At 65.3% G+C, this 17,526-nt stretch carries 17 protein-coding genes; 4 read left to right on the top strand and 13 right to left on the bottom strand.

The window, feature by feature from the left end:
- Positions 1–167: 167 nt before the first annotated feature.
- The 3 genes from ACODS0_RS09085 to ACODS0_RS09075 all read right to left on the bottom strand — a co-directional run bounded on the left by ACODS0_RS09085 (position 168) and on the right by ACODS0_RS09075 (position 2,891).
- On the bottom strand, positions 168–239 hold the full coding sequence (locus ACODS0_RS09085) for an SEC-C metal-binding domain-containing protein (protein ID WP_488834746.1): 72 nt from the start codon (positions 237–239) through the stop codon (positions 168–170).
- Between the two features lie 110 nt (positions 240–349).
- Complete coding sequence (locus ACODS0_RS09080) at positions 350–1,903, bottom strand: SulP family inorganic anion transporter (protein WP_488834405.1); 1,554 nt, start codon at positions 1,901–1,903, stop codon at positions 350–352.
- Between the two features lie 130 nt (positions 1,904–2,033).
- Complete coding sequence (locus tag ACODS0_RS09075; protein WP_488834403.1) at positions 2,034–2,891, bottom strand: UPF0149 family protein; 858 nt, start codon at positions 2,889–2,891, stop codon at positions 2,034–2,036.
- Between the two features lie 216 nt (positions 2,892–3,107).
- On the opposite strand from ACODS0_RS09075, the gene ACODS0_RS09070 reads away from it, so the two are divergent.
- The 4 genes from ACODS0_RS09070 to ACODS0_RS09055 all read left to right on the top strand — a co-directional run bounded on the left by ACODS0_RS09070 (position 3,108) and on the right by ACODS0_RS09055 (position 8,164).
- A complete protein-coding gene (locus ACODS0_RS09070) occupies positions 3,108–4,850 on the top strand; it encodes an FMN-binding glutamate synthase family protein (RefSeq protein ID WP_488834402.1) in 1,743 nt (580 codons plus the stop codon).
- A gap of 8 nt (positions 4,851–4,858) precedes the next feature.
- Positions 4,859–5,680, top strand: a complete 822-nt coding sequence (locus tag ACODS0_RS09065) for a BUD32 family EKC/KEOPS complex subunit (protein WP_488834399.1) — start codon at positions 4,859–4,861, stop codon at positions 5,678–5,680.
- A gap of 102 nt (positions 5,681–5,782) precedes the next feature.
- Positions 5,783–7,645, top strand: coding sequence for an ABC transporter ATP-binding protein/permease (locus tag ACODS0_RS09060; protein ID WP_488834398.1), 1,863 nt, complete (start codon positions 5,783–5,785; stop codon positions 7,643–7,645).
- 90 nt (positions 7,646–7,735) lie between these two features.
- Positions 7,736–8,164: a GNAT family N-acetyltransferase gene (locus tag ACODS0_RS09055; protein WP_055402480.1), complete on the top strand. Its 429-nt coding sequence runs from the start codon at positions 7,736–7,738 to the stop codon at positions 8,162–8,164.
- Positions 8,165–8,230: 66 nt separating this feature from the next.
- Here the strand turns inward: ACODS0_RS09055 and ACODS0_RS09050 are convergent, their stop codons facing one another.
- The 10 genes from ACODS0_RS09050 to argS all read right to left on the bottom strand — a co-directional run bounded on the left by ACODS0_RS09050 (position 8,231) and on the right by argS (position 17,343).
- Positions 8,231–8,461: a hypothetical protein gene (locus ACODS0_RS09050; protein ID WP_147433794.1), complete on the bottom strand. Its 231-nt coding sequence runs from the start codon at positions 8,459–8,461 to the stop codon at positions 8,231–8,233.
- A gap of 307 nt (positions 8,462–8,768) precedes the next feature.
- Positions 8,769–9,254 carry a putative toxin-antitoxin system toxin component, PIN family gene (locus ACODS0_RS09045; RefSeq protein WP_218301428.1) on the bottom strand — a complete coding sequence of 162 codons (486 nt, stop codon included), beginning with the start codon at positions 9,252–9,254 and terminating at the stop codon, positions 8,769–8,771.
- The gene (locus ACODS0_RS09040) at positions 9,244–10,536 is read right to left on the bottom strand and encodes a THUMP domain-containing class I SAM-dependent RNA methyltransferase (RefSeq protein WP_488834395.1); all 1,293 of its coding nucleotides are present in this window, start codon (positions 10,534–10,536) and stop codon (positions 9,244–9,246) included. Before ACODS0_RS09040 ends, ACODS0_RS09045 begins: the two co-directional genes overlap by 11 nt.
- Positions 10,533–11,015 carry an acyl-CoA thioesterase gene (locus ACODS0_RS09035; protein WP_121508308.1) on the bottom strand — a complete coding sequence of 161 codons (483 nt, stop codon included), beginning with the start codon at positions 11,013–11,015 and terminating at the stop codon, positions 10,533–10,535. The genes ACODS0_RS09040 and ACODS0_RS09035 overlap by 4 nt, the downstream gene beginning before the upstream one ends.
- A 67-nt stretch (positions 11,016–11,082) precedes the next feature.
- The gene (locus ACODS0_RS09030; protein WP_121508307.1) at positions 11,083–12,672 is read right to left on the bottom strand and encodes an RNA polymerase factor sigma-54; all 1,590 of its coding nucleotides are present in this window, start codon (positions 12,670–12,672) and stop codon (positions 11,083–11,085) included.
- Positions 12,672–13,469, bottom strand: a complete 798-nt coding sequence (gene lptB, locus ACODS0_RS09025; RefSeq protein WP_055402495.1) for an LPS export ABC transporter ATP-binding protein — start codon at positions 13,467–13,469, stop codon at positions 12,672–12,674. The genes ACODS0_RS09030 and lptB overlap by 1 nt, the downstream gene beginning before the upstream one ends.
- 11 nt (positions 13,470–13,480) lie before the next feature.
- Positions 13,481–14,134 carry a lipopolysaccharide transport periplasmic protein LptA gene (gene lptA, locus ACODS0_RS09020; protein WP_055402492.1) on the bottom strand — a complete coding sequence of 218 codons (654 nt, stop codon included), beginning with the start codon at positions 14,132–14,134 and terminating at the stop codon, positions 13,481–13,483.
- A 108-nt stretch (positions 14,135–14,242) separates the two neighbouring features.
- On the bottom strand, positions 14,243–14,899 hold the full coding sequence (locus ACODS0_RS09015; RefSeq protein ID WP_055397989.1) for a thiol:disulfide interchange protein DsbA/DsbL: 657 nt from the start codon (positions 14,897–14,899) through the stop codon (positions 14,243–14,245).
- Positions 14,900–14,979: 80 nt separating this feature from the next.
- Positions 14,980–15,624 carry an SPOR domain-containing protein gene (locus ACODS0_RS09010; protein WP_055397987.1) on the bottom strand — a complete coding sequence of 215 codons (645 nt, stop codon included), beginning with the start codon at positions 15,622–15,624 and terminating at the stop codon, positions 14,980–14,982.
- A gap of 9 nt (positions 15,625–15,633) precedes the next feature.
- Complete coding sequence (gene argS, locus ACODS0_RS09005) at positions 15,634–17,343, bottom strand: arginine--tRNA ligase (RefSeq protein ID WP_218301424.1); 1,710 nt, start codon at positions 17,341–17,343, stop codon at positions 15,634–15,636.
- Positions 17,344–17,526 lie beyond the last annotated feature (183 nt).

Raw genomic sequence — 17,526 nt, 5'->3', positions numbered from 1 at the left:
TGCTTAGGGCCCAAGGCGCCCTATCACTGTGATCGATCAGCGACAGGCAGCTACCCACCTTAAACCCCGCCCTCACATCTGCAACGGGCAGCAGTGGAAAAATCAAGCCCAATTGGCCTCTAGCGCTTATTCAATAAGCGTCAGCAGCTATCAAATCAGTAGTTTTCCTACCCCAACCCCGTAACACACTTGTACTTCTTGCCACTGCCGCAATGGCACGGAGCATTGCGACAGGACATGTGGCGATGCTGTGCACGGCGACAAAAGGGCCGGCAGCCAAGCGCTGGGCCTGCTGGGTGTGCTGCGGGGCTGGTCGCCTTCGCTAAAACGCCAGCGGCCCCCACCCCGCTCAACCGCCCACCCCTCCTTTCGCACGGGCCGGTGCGACATCGCTTCCCATCCGATCAATCAGCACCGCGCTGGCTTCGTTAAGCCCCAGCACCTGCACCGTGCAGCCATGGTGGCGCAGGCGCTCCACCACCTTGTCGAGCGCGGCGACGGCGGTGATGTCCCAGAAGTGGGCGTGTGTGACGTCGATGACCACCGCGCGGCCCTCGGCGCCGAGCACGTCGAACGCCTCGATGAACGCGTCGGCCGAGGCAAAAAACACCTGGCCGGACACGCGCCAAGTGCGCTGGCCCAAGGCCGTGGCACCAGCGCCATCTGCGTGATCGGCGCCATCCGCATCGTCGCGCACGCGCACCTCCAGCATGTGCGAGACCTTGAACGCAAAGAACACCCCGCTGAGCACCACGCCCACGGCCACGCCTGCCGCCAGGTTGTGCGTGGCGATGGTGACGACCACCGTGGCCAGCATGGCGGCGCTGGACAGGCGCGGGTGGCGCACCAGGGCGCCGAGCGACTTCCAGTCGAACGTTTCGGCCGACACCATGACCATGATGGCCACCAGCGCAATCACCGGCACCTTGGATACCCAGTCTTTCAGCACCACCATGAGGATCAGCAAAAACACCCCGGCAAACAACGTGGACAGGCGCCCGCGCCCGCCGTACTTCACGTTGCCCACGGCCTGGCCGATCATTCCGCAGCCCGAAATGCCGCCGAACAGGCTGGCCGCGATGTTGGCCACGCCCAGCCCCGCGCATTCGCGGTTCTTGTCGCTGGGGGTGTCGGTCAGCTCATCGACCACGGCGGCGGTGAGCACTGATTCAAGCAGGCCCACCATGGCGATCGCCAGCGCGGGCAGCAGGATGATGCGCAGGGTGTCGAGCGACGCGGGCACCTGCGGCAGCGCAAACACAGGCAACGCGTCGGGCAGTTTGCCGAGGTCACCCACCATGGGCAGGTGCAGCCCCAGCGCCGATGCCAGCACCGTGAGCACCACCACGCAGATCAGCGGTGACGGAATGGCAGTGAGCGCAGGCCATGCCAGCCGCTGGCCCAGCCACGGCAGGCCGTAGATGAGCGCCAGCCCCAACGCCAGCGCCCCCCAGGTGGCCGTGCTGGCGCCGTGCAGGTGCGGCAGTTGCGCGGCAAAGATCAGGATGGCCAGCGCATTGACGAAGCCCGTGCGCACCGAGCTGGACACGAAGCGCATCAACACGCCCAGCTTCATCAGCCCAAACGCCACCTGCACCGCGCCTGCCAGCAGCCCCGCCGCCAGCAGGTAGCCCAGCCCGTGTGACTGCACCAGCGGCGCAGCCACCAGCGCCACCGAGCCTGCCGCCGCCGACACCATGGCAGGCCGCCCGCCGGTGAAGGCGATGACCAGGCTGATGACAAACGAGGCGAAGAGCCCCACCGAAGGGTCCACGCCCGCCACGAAGGAGAAGGCGATGACTTCGGGGATGAGCGCAAAGGTGGCCACAGCCCCGGCCAGCAGCTCGCGCGGAATGCTGGGCGCCCATTCGGCGCGCAGGCGGGTCAGGGTGGAAGGGTTCATGCGGTGTGCCCTGCAAAAAACAAAGCGCGCCCGAAGGCGCGCTGCGAGGAATTTCAGATAAAAATAGGCTCTAGCGCTTATCCATCAAGCGCCAATAGCTATCCAATCAATAGCAAATTGCCCAACAAGATCAAGCCCCGTGGCACTTCTTGTACTTCTTGCCGCTGCCGCAGTGGCACGGGTCGTTGCGCCCCGGCTCGGGCGCCTTGCGCACGGTCTCCACGCGCGGGCCCATGCTCTTCCACAACTGGCGCAGGTCGTACACGGCCCAGATGGCTTCGCCGAAGGCCTCGACGCGCGCCTGGCTGGTGCTGGGTGGGCCGTCTTCGTCGTACATGCAGACTTCGGGCTTGCCGGTGTCGTCTTCGGTCAGGGCAACGATGCGGTCCAGCGCGTCATCCAGCCACTTGGCGGCTTCCTTGTCGCGCGGGGCGGCCCAGTCCTCCGGCCAGTTTTCCACGGCAAACATGAAGCCCAGGGCCCACACCTGACCGAAGGACGGGATCTCCTGGTCGTCGCCCATTTCGGCGCGCTGCTCGTCGGTCAGGCTGGCCACGGCGCCGCGCATGTCCATGGCTTCGGGCTGGAAGGTGCGGTCGTCGTCCAGCGTCTTCACGTCGGTGTCGAGCTGGGTCACGATTTCGGCCCAGCGGCGATTCCACAGCTCTAAAAAGCGCGCCTGCTGGGCGGCGTCAGCAAAGGCGGGCAACTGGGGCAGCGAGTCGCCTTCGGCAACATCCAGCTCGGCGCCGTCGCCCAGCAGCATGGGCAGGTACTCGGCCGGGGCGATGGGGCGGCGGCTGCAGATCAGCGCGGTCATGAAACCGTCGCAGAACTCCCACTGCGGGATTTCCTCGCCGCGCGAGCGCAGGTCGTCGAGGATGTTGTCGATCTCTTCCAGCTCTTCAGGGCCCAGTGCGGCCGCCGGGGCGCCCGCGGGGTCATCAAGATCGTCGGTGGAGGGAGTGGGCGATGTGGGTTCGGTCATGGGGGGCTCCGGTCGTCAAGCGAGAAAGCGGGGGCGGTAAAACATTGTTTTACTTTTATGATGCGCAGGCCTTGTGCCGTGGCGCTGGTGTAGCGGCGGAGGTACGGCGACCCGGGGTGGTGCCGGGCCTCAAAAGCGCCTTGCGCAACATGGCAACCCGATAAAAAGGCGGCCAGTGTAGCCCCCTCTCGCACCGCCACCAGAACCAGGACCCCCATGCTCCACCAACTGAACTCCCTGTACCCGGTGCGCTACACGGCCTTTGCGCTGTGCGTTTTCGGGCTGCTGCTGTCGCTGTTTGCGCTGGTGGCTTTTCACGTGGGGTTGCCCGTGGTGCTGGTGTTTGCTGCCCTGGTAGCAGTGGGCGTGTACGACCTGCAGCAGTCGCGCCACGCCATTTTGCGCAACTACCCGGTCATCGGGCACATCCGCTTCATGCTCGAATATGTGCGGCCCGAGGTGCGCCAGTATTTCATCGAGAGCGATAGCGAGGCCGCGCCGTTTTCGCGCGCCCAGCGCTCGCTGGTGTACCAGCGCGCCAAGGGCGACCCGGACAACCGCCCCTTCGGCACGCACCTGGACGTGGGCGCGCAGGGTTATGAATGGGTGAACCACTCGCTCGCTCCCACACAGCTGCCGTCGCATGACTTTCGCGTGTGGATCGGCGGCAACCCCGATGCGCCGTCGCCGTCTGTGGCGCCTTGCACCCAGCCTTACCACGCGAGCGTGTTCAACATCTCGGCCATGAGCTTTGGTGCGCTGTCGGCCAATGCGATCCTGGCTTTGAACCAGGGTGCAAAAAAAGGCGGCTTCGCGCACGACACGGGCGAGGGCAGTATCAGCCAGCACCACCGCGTGCACGGCGGCGACCTGATTTGGGAAATCGGCTCGGGCTACTTTGGCTGCCGCAACCCCGACGGCACCTTCAGCGAAGAACGTTTTGCAGCCAGCGCCACCGACCCACAGGTGAAGATGATCGAGCTGAAGCTGAGCCAGGGCGCCAAGCCCGGCCACGGCGGCGTGCTGCCCGGCGCCAAGGTGACGGCCGAGATTGCGGCCGCACGCGGCGTGAAGGAAGGCGAAGCCTGCATCTCGCCCGCCAGCCACAGCGCCTTCCGCACGCCGGTCGAGATGATGCAGTTCATCGCCAAACTGCGCACGCTTTCGGGCGGCAAGCCCACGGGCTTCAAATTCTGCCTGGGCCACCCGTGGGAGTGGTTTGCCATCGTCAAGGCCATGCTGGTCACGGGCATCACGCCCGATTTCATCGTGGTCGATGGCGCCGAGGGCGGCACGGGCGCGGCACCGGTGGAATTCACCGACCACGTGGGTGCACCGCTGCAAGAGGGCCTGCTGCTGGTGCACAACACCCTGGTGGGCGTGAACCTGCGCGACCGCGTGCGCATTGGCTGCGCGGGCAAGGTGATCAGCGCCTTCGACATCGCTCGCATGATGGCGCTGGGCGCCGACTGGTGCAACGCGGGGCGTGGCTTCATGATGGCGCTCGGCTGTATCCAGGCGCAAAACTGCCACACCGGCCACTGCCCAACCGGCGTGACCACCCAAGACCCGCTGCGCCAGCAGGCCCTAGTGGTGCCCGACAAGGCCACGCGCGTGGCGCAGTTTCATCGCAGCACGCTGCACGCGCTGCAGGAGCTGGTGCAGGCCGCCGGGCTGCGCCACCCCAAGGACATCACAGCCCACCACATCGTGCGCCGCATCAGCGACACCGAGGTGCGCCTGCTGTCCAACCTCATCACGCGCATGCAACCGGGCGCGCTGCTGGGCCCGCTGGACGCGCAGCACAACGTGTTCCGCCTGTACTGGCCCTTGGCCAGCGCGCACAGCTTTCAGGCCAGCGAGCCTGAACTGGAACCCTCCATCCCCCACCATGTCGAGCTGGTGCACGCAGCAGCCGCGGGCACCGCAGCGGCCGTGGCGGGGGACGCCGCTGTATGAACTTGACGATGGACGCATCCGCCCCCACCCACACCGCCGCCCCGGACTACGCCGCCTTTTTGCAGCAGCAGCTGGCCACCCAGCCGCACAACGTGATGGCCCACGTACTGGGCGATGAGCAGATCTGGATCAAGCGTGCGGGTGCACCCCACGGCATGGGCCGCTACCGTGCCATGGCCGCGCTGGCTGCCCTGCTGCGGCTGGACGCCCTGCGCCCCGTGCCCAACCCCGGCGGCCCTGCGGCCATAGCCACCGAAGTGCAGCGCCTGCGCGACCTGGCCGCGCGCGGCATCCGCGTGCCCGTGGTGCTGGCTGCCTTGCCCCATGGTTTTGCCATGCTCCACCTGGGCCACACGGGGGAAGAGATTCATTCGCTGGGCAACGAGATCGACCATGCCGTACAGGCGGGTGACACGGCCACCGTTCTGGCGCTGTGGCAGCAGGGGCTGGACACCTTGGCCCAGGTGCACCGCCAAGGCACCTGCCTGAGCCAGGCCTTTGCTCGCAACATGGTGCGCTGCCCCGATGGCGAAGTGGCCTGCATCGACTTTGAGGACGACCCCGCCGCCGTGCTGCCCCTGGCGGTGTGCCATGTGCGCGATGCGCTGTGTTACGCGCACTCCACCGCGATCTACCTGCACACCAGCGGCACGCTGACCGAGGGGCGCGAGCGCTGGGTGGCGTGGGTGGGGCAGGAGAGCGCGGAGATGCGGGCGGTGCTGGCGACCAGCGTCCGGCGGATGGGGTGGATGGGGCTTCTGCCGGAAAGCCGCAGGCTGGGGCGGGATTTGCAGCGGGTGCGGGCGGCGTACGAGTTGCTAAGCAGATGAAACGCGGCCGCTCCTATCAAGCTGTGGTTGTCCGCTGACAGCGGCAAGCGCGCTGACCGCCTATCGTTCAGGTGGAGCTTCCTCCAGCCCTCCCTTCTTTCCATGCCACTGCCCGCCGCTGCCAGCCCAGCCGCCCCTGAGCCCACGCCCTTGCCCACCACCTCCGACAAGACCCGCCGCAGCCGACCGCCCACCCTGTCGCGGGCTGCCTGGAAGCAGTTCATGGGCGTGGCCCGGCCCTACTGGGCAGGCGACAAGAAGCGCACCGCCTGGGGCCTGATGGCACTGCTGATCGCCCTGATGGTGTGCGAGACCCAGCTGGCCGTCATGCTGATCGACAAGACGGGGGAGATGACATCGGCCCTGGCGGCCAAGCAGGCTGACCGCTTCTGGATCGCGGTGCGCACCAGCCTTGTTGTTCTGGCATTCGCGGTGCCGGTGTACGCCTTTTATTACTACATGCGCGATGCGTTTTCCAACCACTGGCGGCGCTGGCTCACCCACCGTTTCCTGGATGGCTATCTGAGCGAACGCAAGTACTACGAGATCGGCGCTGGCGGCGACATCGACAACCCCGACCAGCGCATCAGCGAAGACATCAACACCTTCACAAGCCGGTCCACGCACTTCCTGCTGATTTTCATCGGCTCCCTGATGCAGCTGGTGGCGTTCAGCGCGGTGTTGTGGTCCATCTCCAAGACGCTGGTGGCTTTTTTGGCGGTGTATGCCCTGCTGGGCACCTTCGGGGCGCTGTACTTTTTTGGCGCGCCGCTGATCCGGCTGAACTTCTGGCAGATCCGCCGCGAGGCAGACTTCCGGTTCGGGCTGATGCGGCTGCGCGAAAACGCCGAATCCATCGCCTTCTACCGGGGCGAACCCCAGGAGCGCGTGCAGATCGACCACCGGTTCGAGGCTGCGTTTACCAACTTCGCCCGGCTCATCAAAAAGCAGCTCTCGCTCAACCTGTACCAGCGCTCTTTCAGCCAGCTCACCTTGATCCTGCCCAGCATCCTCCTGGCCAATGCGGTGCTGTCGGGTGAGCTGGAGGTGGGCCGGGCCATACAGGCGGCAGGCGCTTTTGCCGCCGTGCTGGGCGCCATCTCGCTCATCGTGGACAACTTCGAGAGCCTGAGCCGGTTTGTGGCGGGCATCGACCGGCTCCATACCCTGTCGCAGGTCGTGCTCAAAACCCCTGCCGCGCCCACCCCCTGGGCCGAGCCCGCCCCAGCAGGCCAACCTGCGGACGATGCGACGCCCGCGATCAACGCCCACGACCCCTCCGAGCCCCCACCGCAAATCACCACCCGCATCGGCGACACGCTGGCCATCGAAGGGCTCTCGCTTTACACCCCCCACTTCGGTCGCCTGCTCGTGGCCGACCTCTCGCTGCAGCTACAGCCCGGCGACGCGCTGCTCATCACCGGCCCGAGTGGCTGCGGCAAAAGCTCGCTCTTGCGTGCCATTGCCGGCCTGTGGCACACGGGCAGTGGCACCGTGCAGCACCCGCCCCTGGAAGACATGTTCTTCCTGCCCCAGCGCCCCTACATGCAGATTGACACACTGCGCAGCCAGATCATCTACCCGAGCAAGCAGACGGCGCTGAGCGACGAACGCCTGCTGGAGCTGCTGCAGGAGGTGCACCTCGAATCACTGTCCGAGCGTGTGGGTGGGCTCAACGCGTCCTACGACTGGGAGAAACTGCTGTCCGTGGGCGAGCAACAGCGCCTGGCCTTTGCCCGCGTGCTGGCGCGCCAGCCCAGCATCGTCATCCTGGATGAAGCCACCAGCGCGCTGGACAGCGCCAACGAAACCGCCCTCTACGAACGCCTGCGCGCCAGCGGCACCACCCTCATCAGCATCGCCCACCGCCCCGCCGTGCTCAAACACCACACGCACGTGCTGGAGTTCAAGGGCGAAGGGGCTTGGGAGTTGCACGCGGCAGCGGACTTCAGATTTGATAGCTGAGCGCGGCGGCTCAAGCGACGGCGGGGCAGCTTCGCCCGATGAGAGCAGGTCGGGTTACGCTTCGCCAACGCGACCTACATGACTTCCGCAATGACCGACTTTGAGATCTACACACCCACAGCAGAAGAAGTTCACTCCGGCGTCTTAGGCCGTCGGATGCGGCAATTCAACTACGGGTTCGTCGGTGAGTACGGCCAGTCCCAGCCGGTGTGGGTGAGCGCGCGTGACGCGCAGGGAGAATTGGTAGGCGGGCTGCGCGGATTCGTGTTTTTGGAGTGGCTGAACGTGGAACTGCTGTTTGTGGACGAAGCCGCCCGGCACCATGGAGTGGGCCGGAACCTGCTGGCCACGGCAGAACAGAAAGCCCGCAACCTGGGCGCGCACAGCGTGACGCTGAACACCTTTGAGTGGCAGGCGCGCGAGTTCTATCTTAAACAGGGCTATGAGGAGTTTGGGCACATCGACAACTACATCCAGGGATTTCAGCTGGTGTATTTGAAGAAGGTTTTGACGTCCTGATTTCCAGGGCTTGGATTGCCAACGTGGCAGGTCCGACTGCGCCCACCCATCCCACCAAACTTACGATCAACTTCCCAGCAGCATTTCGTACCTTGGCGTGTCTGACAACGGATCTGCAGACAGCACCAGCCCCTCAAAAAAATGGTGATCCTGGTCAGCCAGCAGGTGCGCGGCCTCCTGGTGCAAAAGGAACAGCACCTCTGCATAGGTTGGGTTGTGGTCCCTGCGAATCTGAACCGTAGCGCTCAATTCGGTCCAAACGCCACCGTTATCCCGAACCCAGTACGCATAGGTCACGTCCAACGTCCTGCCCGGAAACTGCCTCTGGAGCTCCTGCTCATCCAGGCTTTGTCCAATGCTCCTGCTGTACTCACGCAGGGCTGAGAGCAAAGTCTCCACATCCTGGCAAGACGGCTCAGAAAAAGACCAGGGGAGATCACGAAGGATTGACGACGGAAGACTTTGAGCCAAAGACGGCCTCGCAAAAAATGAGACAGCGCCAGCGGTATGCCAGAGGAAGTGCCGCCTTGAACTCATGTGCGGTGACAAACGATCATCGGAGGGTAACAGTCCCCACGATCTTGTCGAAGACTTGGCAGGACTATCAAACCGCAAGTGCTGCTACCCCCGCCTCCAGCACCAGCGCAGTCGCCACATCCGCCCCGAAATTCATCAAGCGCTTGCGCATACAGATCACCGCCTTGTCCTTGCTCAGCAAAATCGCCCGGTGTGCCGCCGCCAGGTCGATGAACTTCTGGTCGTCCGCGTCCTTGCAGACATAGGGCACCTTGGGCGCGATCTCCACCAGCCGCGCCTGCGCATCAAATGCAGCGAGTACCTGCGCTGCATCCACGCGGTAGTAGTCCATGCGCCCAACGATGTGCGGATAGGCCAGCACGCGCTCCAGTTCGTCGCGCATGACCTGGGTCGCTATCCAGGCCAGGCGCCCTTGGGCCAGCAGTGCGCGCAGGGGGGCGGTGCGCGGGTCGCTGAAGATCAGCAGGTCGAGCGCGACGTTGGTGTCCACCACCACAGGGCGGGCGGGTTCGCCCGGTGCGGCCTCGGCGGGCAGGCGCAGTTCAACCTGCATTGCGCGGGTCGTTGTCAGGGGCGGGTTTTGCAGCACGGTCGCGCACCGCGCCCTTGATCATGTCGAAGCGGAAGAGGCGGCATTCGATGGGGCCGTTCCACATCGGCACGCGGCGCGATTCTTTCAGGCGCATCTTGCCGGGCAGCTTGAGGTCGGGTGTGAGCATCCAGGCCTGCCAACCAGCGTAGTTCTTCTTCCAGTGCGAGGCCAGCTGGCTGAAGAATTCGCCGCCATCCTCGGTCTGCGCCTCTTCGCGGCCCACGGCCATGCCCTGGGCGCGGTCGGCGGCGCGCTCGCTGGCGTTGCGGCCCGCGGCACCGGCTGCAGCAATGCGCTCGCCGTAGGGCGGGTTGAGCAGCATCACGCCAGGCTGGTCGCACGGTGGCATGCGCTGCAGGGCGTCGCCGCCGCGCAGCTGCACGGCATCGGCCACGCCTGCGCGCTCAGCATTGCGCTGCGCAAAGTCGACCATGCGGAAGGCCACATCACTGCCAAACAGGGGCACAGCGCTTTTCTGTATTGCACTTTCAGCTTCGTTTTTAATAGCATCCCAGACATGGGCCTGGAACGGCAGCAGCTTCTCGAACGCAAAGCGCCGCAGCATGCCCGCCGGGATGCGGCAGGCGATCTGCGCGGCTTCGATCACGATGGTGCCGCTGCCGCAGCAGGGGTCGTACAGCGGCTGGGGGTTGTCGCCATGCGGGTCCCAGCCGCTGGCGGCAATCATGGCGGCGGCCAGGGTTTCTTTCAGTGGCGCATCGCCCTTGTCCTCGCGCCAGCCGCGTTTGAACAGCGGCTCGCCCGAGGTGTCGATGTAGATCGTGGCCTCGTCGGTGGTCAGGTGCAGGTGGATGCGCACATCGGGCCACTGGGTGTTCACGTCGGGCCGCACACCGCTTTTGGCGCGGAAGCGGTCGGCCACCGCGTCCTTGACCTTGAGACCTGCGAAGTTGAGGCTCTGCAACGGGCTGTGCTGGGCCGTCACCTCGACCTTGAAGGTCTGGCGCGTGGTGAACCAGATTTCCCAGGCCACGTCGCTGGCCATGGCATAGAGATCGTTCTCGGAGCGGTACGGGCGGTGCGCCAACTGCACCAGTACGCGCTGGGCCAGTCGGCTGTGCAGGTTGAGCAGCAGCGCCTCGCGCCACGAGGCGCGCAGCAGCACGCCGCCGCGGCCGACCAGCAGGTCTTGCCCCGTGAGGCCGGTGATGCCATGCACCTCATCGGCCAGAAAGCCCTCCACACCAGCGGCGCAGGGGAGAAAAAGTTGGAGTTGGTTCATGTCGATGGGGAGGATACGCGCTCAGACAATGCGTGGGAATCCTGCGTTCCCGCGCGGGCCAGCAGCAATTGGCGGATGGATTCGGGGATCGGCGCCACCTTGCGGTCGGCCTTGCCGATGAAGACGATGCCGATCTTGCCGCGCGCCACCTCGCGGCCTGAGGTCTTCTCGGTCATGCAAAAGACCAGGTCAAACCCATAGCGGTTGAAGTCCGCCGGGGCCATCTCCACGCGCATGGTCTCGCCATGGAAACCTTCGGACTTGTACTGCGCCACGATGTCGCCGACCACGATGGACAGCCCGCCCACGTCGGCCTCGGGGTAGCCCAGCGACTGGAAGAAGCGCACCCGCGCTTCAGAGACCAGGCTCAGCAGTTGCGCGTTGTCCAGGTGCCCGCCCTGGTTCACGTGGCTGATGTAGATCTGCAGCTCGGTGGCAAAGCCGAAGTGCGGGGGGAGGTCGAAGACGATGCGGGCCATGGTGGGGTGGCGGATAGAAAAACGAAAAATTCAAACAGGGCGAGCCATGCGCCCCCAACCGGGGTACCTACAGCGCCTTGCGCAGGTTGGCCGGCGCGATCTTGAGCGCCTCGCGGTACTTGGCCACGGTGCGGCGTGCGCACTCGATGCCCTGCTCCTTGAGCATCTCGGCGATCTGGCTGTCGGACAGCGGCTTGGCGGGGCTTTCTGCGGCCACAAACTGCTTGATGAGGGCGCGCACGGCGGTGCTGGACGCGTTGCCGCCGGTCTCGGTACCCAGGCCCGAGCCAAAGAAGTACTTCAGCTCATACGTGCCAATTGGCGTGGCCATGTATTTGGCGGTGGTCACGCGGCTGATGGTGGATTCGTGCAGGCCCAGTTCGTCGGCGATGTCGCGCAGCACCAGCGGGCGCATGGCCAACTCGCCGTGGGTGAAGAAGCTTTTTTGCCGCTCCACGATGGCGCGCGAGACGCGCAGGATGGTGTCAAAGCGCTGCTGGATGTTCTTGATGAACCAGCGCGCCTCCTGCAGGCGCTGCTGCATGCCCTGGTGGCCCTCGCCGCCCTTGTGGCCGCGCAGGGCGCCAGCATAGATGTCGTGCACGCGCAAGCGCGGCATCACATCGGGGTTGAGGCTGACGATGAAGTTGTGCTGGCCGTCGCGGCCGTTAGCGCGCCCGGCTTTGCGCACGATGACGTCGGGAATGATGATGTTGCGCTCCACGTCGGCAAAGCGACGGCCGGGGCGAGGCTCCAGGCGAGCGATCAGCGCCATGGCGGCGCGGGTGCGCTCTTCGCCGTCGCCACACAGCTGCGTCAGGCGGCGGATGTCGCGGCGGGCCAGCATCTCCAGCGGCTGCTGACAAATGCGCAGCGCGGTCTGCACCGTGTCGGGGTCAGCATCGCTGTCCTCGTCGGCAGCCAGCGCCGTGAGCTGCAGCGTCAGGCATTCGGCCAGGTTGCGCGCACCCACGCCGGTGGGCTCCAGGCTTTGCAGCAGGCGCTGGGCCACGGTGAAGCGGTGCACCAGCTCTTCAATCTGCTCCAGGTCGTCCGGCCCGGCCAGGCTGATGGCCAGCTCTTCCAGCGGCTCTTCGAGGTAGCCGTCGTCGTTGAGCGATTCAATGAGAAAACGCAGCGCTGCGCGGTCAATCTCTGACAAGCGCAGCGCCAGTGCCTGACGGTGCAAAAAGGCGGTCAGCGATTCATGCGAACGGGCCAGCTCGGTGGCGTCGGCCTCGTCGCCTTCGGAGTCGTTGCGGTTGCGGGCGGGCGCATCCCCGCCCCACTCCGCGTCGTTGGGCGCCATTTCTACCGTGCCGTCACCGCTCCAGTCAGGCTCGTCAGCGCCAGCACTCGGTGTTTCAGCATCATTTTGGCCTTCAGCGCTTGTGCTGCTTGCGCTGTTAGCTCCTGAAAATATAGCATCATCGGCGCTGTACTCATCGGGCTGCGCGGGCGTGTCGGCGGCTTCGAGCCCAAACTCCTCGCGCGGAGCTTCGTCGGCATTGCGTTCGAGGAACGGGTTTTCGTCGAGCATCTGCTCGACTTCCTGCGAGAGTTCGAGCGTGGACAACTGCAGCAGCCGGATGGACTGCTGAAGCTGGGGGGTCAATGCAAGATGCTGCGAGACGCGCAGCGAGAGTCCAGGCTTCATCACATCCTGAAGTGTTCGCCAAGGTAAACACGTCGTACCTCGGCGTTGTCCACGATCTCGGACGGCGTGCCCTGCGCGAGCACGCGGCCATCGCTGATGATGAAGGCGTGGTCGCAGATGCCCAGGGTTTCGCGCACATTGTGGTCGGTGATGAGCACGCCGATGCCCCGCGCCTTCAGGAAGCCGATGATGCGCTGGATCTCGATCACGGCAATGGGGTCGATGCCGGCAAAGGGCTCGTCCAGCAGGATGAAACGCGGTTGAGTGGCCAGGGCCCGGGCAATCTCGACGCGGCGGCGCTCGCCACCGGACAGGGCCATGGCGGGCGAGGCGCGCAGGTGGTCCACGCGCAGCTCCTGCAGCAGGGCCGTCAGGCGCTCCTCGATGGCGTCGCGCGAGAGCGGCTGGCCGTCATCACCACGCTGCAGTTCCAGCACGGCGCGCACGTTCTCTTCGACCGTGAGTTTGCGAAAGATCGAGGCTTCCTGAGGCAGGTACGACAGGCCCAGGCGCGAGCGCCGGTGGATGGGCATGTGGGCCACCGATTGGCCGTCGATGCGGATGTCTCCCTCGTCGCTGCGCACCAGGCCCACGATCATGTAGAACGAGGTGGTCTTGCCCGCGCCGTTGGGGCCGAGCAGCCCCACGACCTCACCTTTTTGCACGACCAGCGAAACGTCCTTGACGACCTTGCGGCTGCCATAAGACTTCGCCAGGTGCTGCACCTCCAGGCGGCTGCCCGCCTGGGAATCAGGCCCCAGGCGGCTACCCGCCTGAGTGTCAGGACCGGTACTCACAGCGGGCCCACTCACTTGGCGCCGCCGCCAAGGCTGTTGCTGGGGCGCAGCGCCGGGGCTGAGGCCGGGGACGCCGCCTCGGGGGCCGCCGCAGCGGGCGGTGGATCTTTGGGGGCCAGCACGGCGCGCACGCGGCTGCCTGGTGCGGGGGCATCGCCCGCAGCGTTGGTGGCGGTGCGCTTGCCGTCCACGGAGAACACGTCGGTCAGGTTGTTGTAGACAATCACGGCGCCTGTGATCTCGTCGCTGAGCACAGCGCCCCGGTAGCGGCGCAGCTCGGCACGGGTGATGAAGCGCACGTTGTCGGCCTTGCCGTCGTACTCGATGACTTCGCTCTCGCCTTCGATGAACTCGTCGGGTGCTCCCGGCAGGGTGTCGCGCTTTTGCCGGAAGAAAGCGCGCTTGCCGGGCTCTGCCGTGACCACACCGTACTGGTAGCCATCGGCATCCTGGCGCACATCCAGCCGCGCGCCGCGCAGCACGATGGAGCCCTTGGTCATGACCACGCGGCCAGAGAACACGCTGGTTTGCTTGAGTTCATCGTGGCGCAAAGCGTCCGCCTCGATGTTCATGGGCTTGGCGCGGTCGGCCTTTTCGGCATGGGCCACACCGAAGGTGCAGGCCAGGGCCGCGAGCAGGAGGATCGGAAGGAGGCGATGGTTCATAGGGCACGAATCTTGCAATCATTGTAGCCACCCCGTCGCGTTCCTCCATGAAAAAAGCCCGCATGTGCGGGCTTTTGCCAATGGGAACCGGCGGCCGGGCGAAAACCGTCAGCCTTTGCGGGCCACTGTCGCCAAATGTTCCACCACCTGCAGCACGTTTTGCATGCTGCCCGCCATGGTGCCATCGGTGTAGAACTTGCCCGCCACACCCATCGAGGGCACGCCCTCCACACCGTAGGCGTCCTGCAGTTGCGAAGCACGGCGAACTTGGTTGGACACGCTGAACGAGGTGTAGATTTCCTTGAACTTGGCGGCGTCCACACCCTGTTGGGCCACCCAGGCAAAAATTTCGTCGTCCTTGGCCAGCTTCTGCTTTTCCACATGGATGGCGCGGAACACCTTGGCGTGCAGGGCTTCGAGCTTGCCCATGCCTTCCAGGGCGTAGTACAACTTCTGCTGCGGCACAAAGCTCGCGTTGAAGGCCACGGGCATACGACGGACGGAGAGGTCCTTGGGGGCGGCCTTGACCCAGGCGTCGAGCGCGGGTTCAAAAGCGTTGCAGTGGGGGCAGCTGTACCAGAAGAACTCGATCACATCGACCTTGCCCGCAGGCGCGTCGGGCGCTACCGGCTTGTCCAGCCGCCGGAAGTCCTTGCCCTCCTTGAACTGGCGGGCCTGAGCCAGCGCGGGGGTGGCCACTGGCAACGTCAGGGCGGAAGCGGCAACCGCCGAGGCGGCGGACAAAGAAAACTCACGGCGTTTCATGACAAAGACTCTCCTGTTACAGGTCTGGGGGATGTGAGCCATGCCCCCGCAAAAAGTTCAGCCACCCGAAGTCTGGCGCATCAGCGCTGCACGCGCACCAGCGCCGACTCCAGACCGGCGCCATCGAGCTTCTCCTTGAGCTGCTCGGCGTCGTCGCGCTTGGTGAACGGCCCCACACGCACGCGGAACACCGCCCGGCCATTTTGCTCACGCTCGCTCACGCGGGCCTCCCAGCCCAGCATGGCCAGCTTGGCGCGCTGCGCATCGGCGTCCGCCTGGGTGCGGAAAGCCCCGGCCTGGACAAAGTAGTCGAACGGGTCCAGATTGCCCTTGGCAGCAGCCTTGGCCACGGCCAGATCGCCCAGCGGGTCGGCGCCGGGCTTGGTTTCAGCCTTGGCCTCGGGCTTGCTGGCAGCGGGCTTGGGTGCGGGCGCCGATGCCACAGCCCGCGCATCCGGCGCGGCTGGGGTGGGCGCCGAGGCAGCCACAGCGGGCGGGGCTGCCGGGCGAGCCGGATTCTTGCCATACAAAGGCGAATTGGGATCCCAGTTCTTGTTCTTCTGGGTCTCGGCGGCGTCCATGTCCACGCCCCGGCCATTGCCCTTGTTGAGGAAGGGCACCGGCACCTTGGTCACGTACACCGCCACAGCCAAGGCAGCGCCCAGGCCCACGATGACCCCAACGATAAAGCCGACGATGGTCCCGCCCGTCTGTTGTTTCTTCATAGTGACTGCTTACATTCTGGCTGGAGCCGACACGCCCAGCACGGCCAGGCCATTGTGCAATACCTGCGCGGTGGCGGCGACCAGCGCCAAGCGAGCCTTCTTCACGGCCTCGTCGTCCACCAGGATGCGCTCGGCGTCGTAGTAGCTGTGGTAGCTGGCGGCAAGGTCGCGCAGGTAGAAGGTCACATCGTGCGGGGCTTCGCCGTCGGCCGCAGCCGTGAGCATTTCGGGGTACTTGGCCAGCTGCAGCATCAGCGCCTGGGCCTGTGGGCCTTCGAGAGCCGACAGATCGACGTCGTGCAGCGAAGCCACGTTGCCACCGCCAGCCTCTTGCCACGCGCGCAGCACCGACTGGATGCGGGCATGCGCGTACTGCACGTAGTACACGGGGTTGTCGTTGTTCTGCGCCACGGCCAGGTCCACGTCGAAGGTGTACTCGGTATCGGGCTTGCGGGAGAGCAAGAAGAAACGCACGGCGTCCTTGCTGGTCCATTCGATCAGGTCGCGCAGCGTGACATAGCTGCCTGCGCGCTTGCTGATCTTGACCTCTTCACCGCCCTTGACCACACGCACCATGGTGTGCAGCACATAGTCGGGGTAGCCCTGCGGAATGCCCACGTCGGCCGCTTGCAAGCCCGCGCGCACGCGGGCAATGGTGCCGTGGTGATCCGTGCCCTGGATGTTGACGACCTTCGTGAAGCCACGCTCCCACTTGGCGATGTGGTACGCCACATCGGGCACGAAGTAGGTGAAGGAGCCGTCCTGCTTGCGCATGACGCGGTCCTTGTCGTCGCCGTAGTCCGTGCTTTTCAGCCACAGCGCGCCATCTTGCTCGTAGGTCTTGCCATTGGCGACGAGCTTGTTCACCGTGGCCTCGACGCGGCCGCTGGTGTACAGGCTGGACTCCAGGTAGTACTCGTCAAAGTGCAGGTTGAACGCCTGCAGGTCCTTGTCCTGCTCGTTGCGCAGGTAGGCCACGGCGAACTGGCGGATATTGTCGTAGTCCTCTACGTCGCCGTTGGCCGTGAACTCGCGGTCGTCGGCCTTCACCGTGGCCTTGGCCTTGAAGGCCTCGGCAATGTCGGCGATGTAATCGCCGTTGTAGAAGTTCTTGGCCAGCGGGTTGTCGCTGTCGGTGGGCCAGCAGTCGTCGCCGGGCTTGAAGCCCTTGGCGCGCAGCTGCGTGCTCTTGGTCAGCGTATCGATCTGCACGCCCGCGTCGTTGTAATAGAACTCGCGGTGCACCTTCCAGCCCTGGGTGCTGAACAGGTTGCAGATCGCATCGCCTAGAGCAGCTTGGCGGCCGTGGCCCACGTGCAGGGGGCCGGTGGGGTTGGCCGAGACAAACTCGACCAGCACGCGCTGGCCGTTGTCGGGTTGATAGCCGAAACGCTCGCCAGCGGCCAGCACCTCGCGCACGATTTCCTGCTTGGCGGCTGGCTTCAAGCGGATGTTCAGAAAGCCCGGTCCGGCGATTTCAATGGCATCCACCCAGCGGGTGAAGGCGGGCGTGGCCTCCAGTGCGGCCTTGAGCTGTTCACCCAAGGCGCGGGGATTGAGCTTGAGCGGCTTGGCCAGTTGCATGGCGGCGGTGCAGGCGAAGTCGCCATGGGCCGCCACCTTGGGGGATTCAAACGCCGCCTTGGCGCCAGCGCCAGGGGACAGGACTTCCAGCTCGGCTGCAAGCGCAGCGAGCAATTCATTTTTGGCTGTGAGCATCGGCGGATTTTACGGGGCCGGGCCGGGGCGCTCACCGAGCATGCCGCCAGCACCGCCAAAGCAGCCCTGCGCAGCCAGTACGCAACAGATCGTAAAGAATCATGGCCTGGCCTGCGGCGTGTCAGCCCCGTCTCCAGGGCATACGTTGTAATCGGGCAATCCGACGCAGGTTGCGTCAGATGC

Source organism: Acidovorax sp. FG60 (assembly GCF_057808995.1).
The sequence above is the reverse complement of the archived record's forward strand: the minus strand, read 5'-3'. Positions and strand labels throughout refer to the sequence as shown.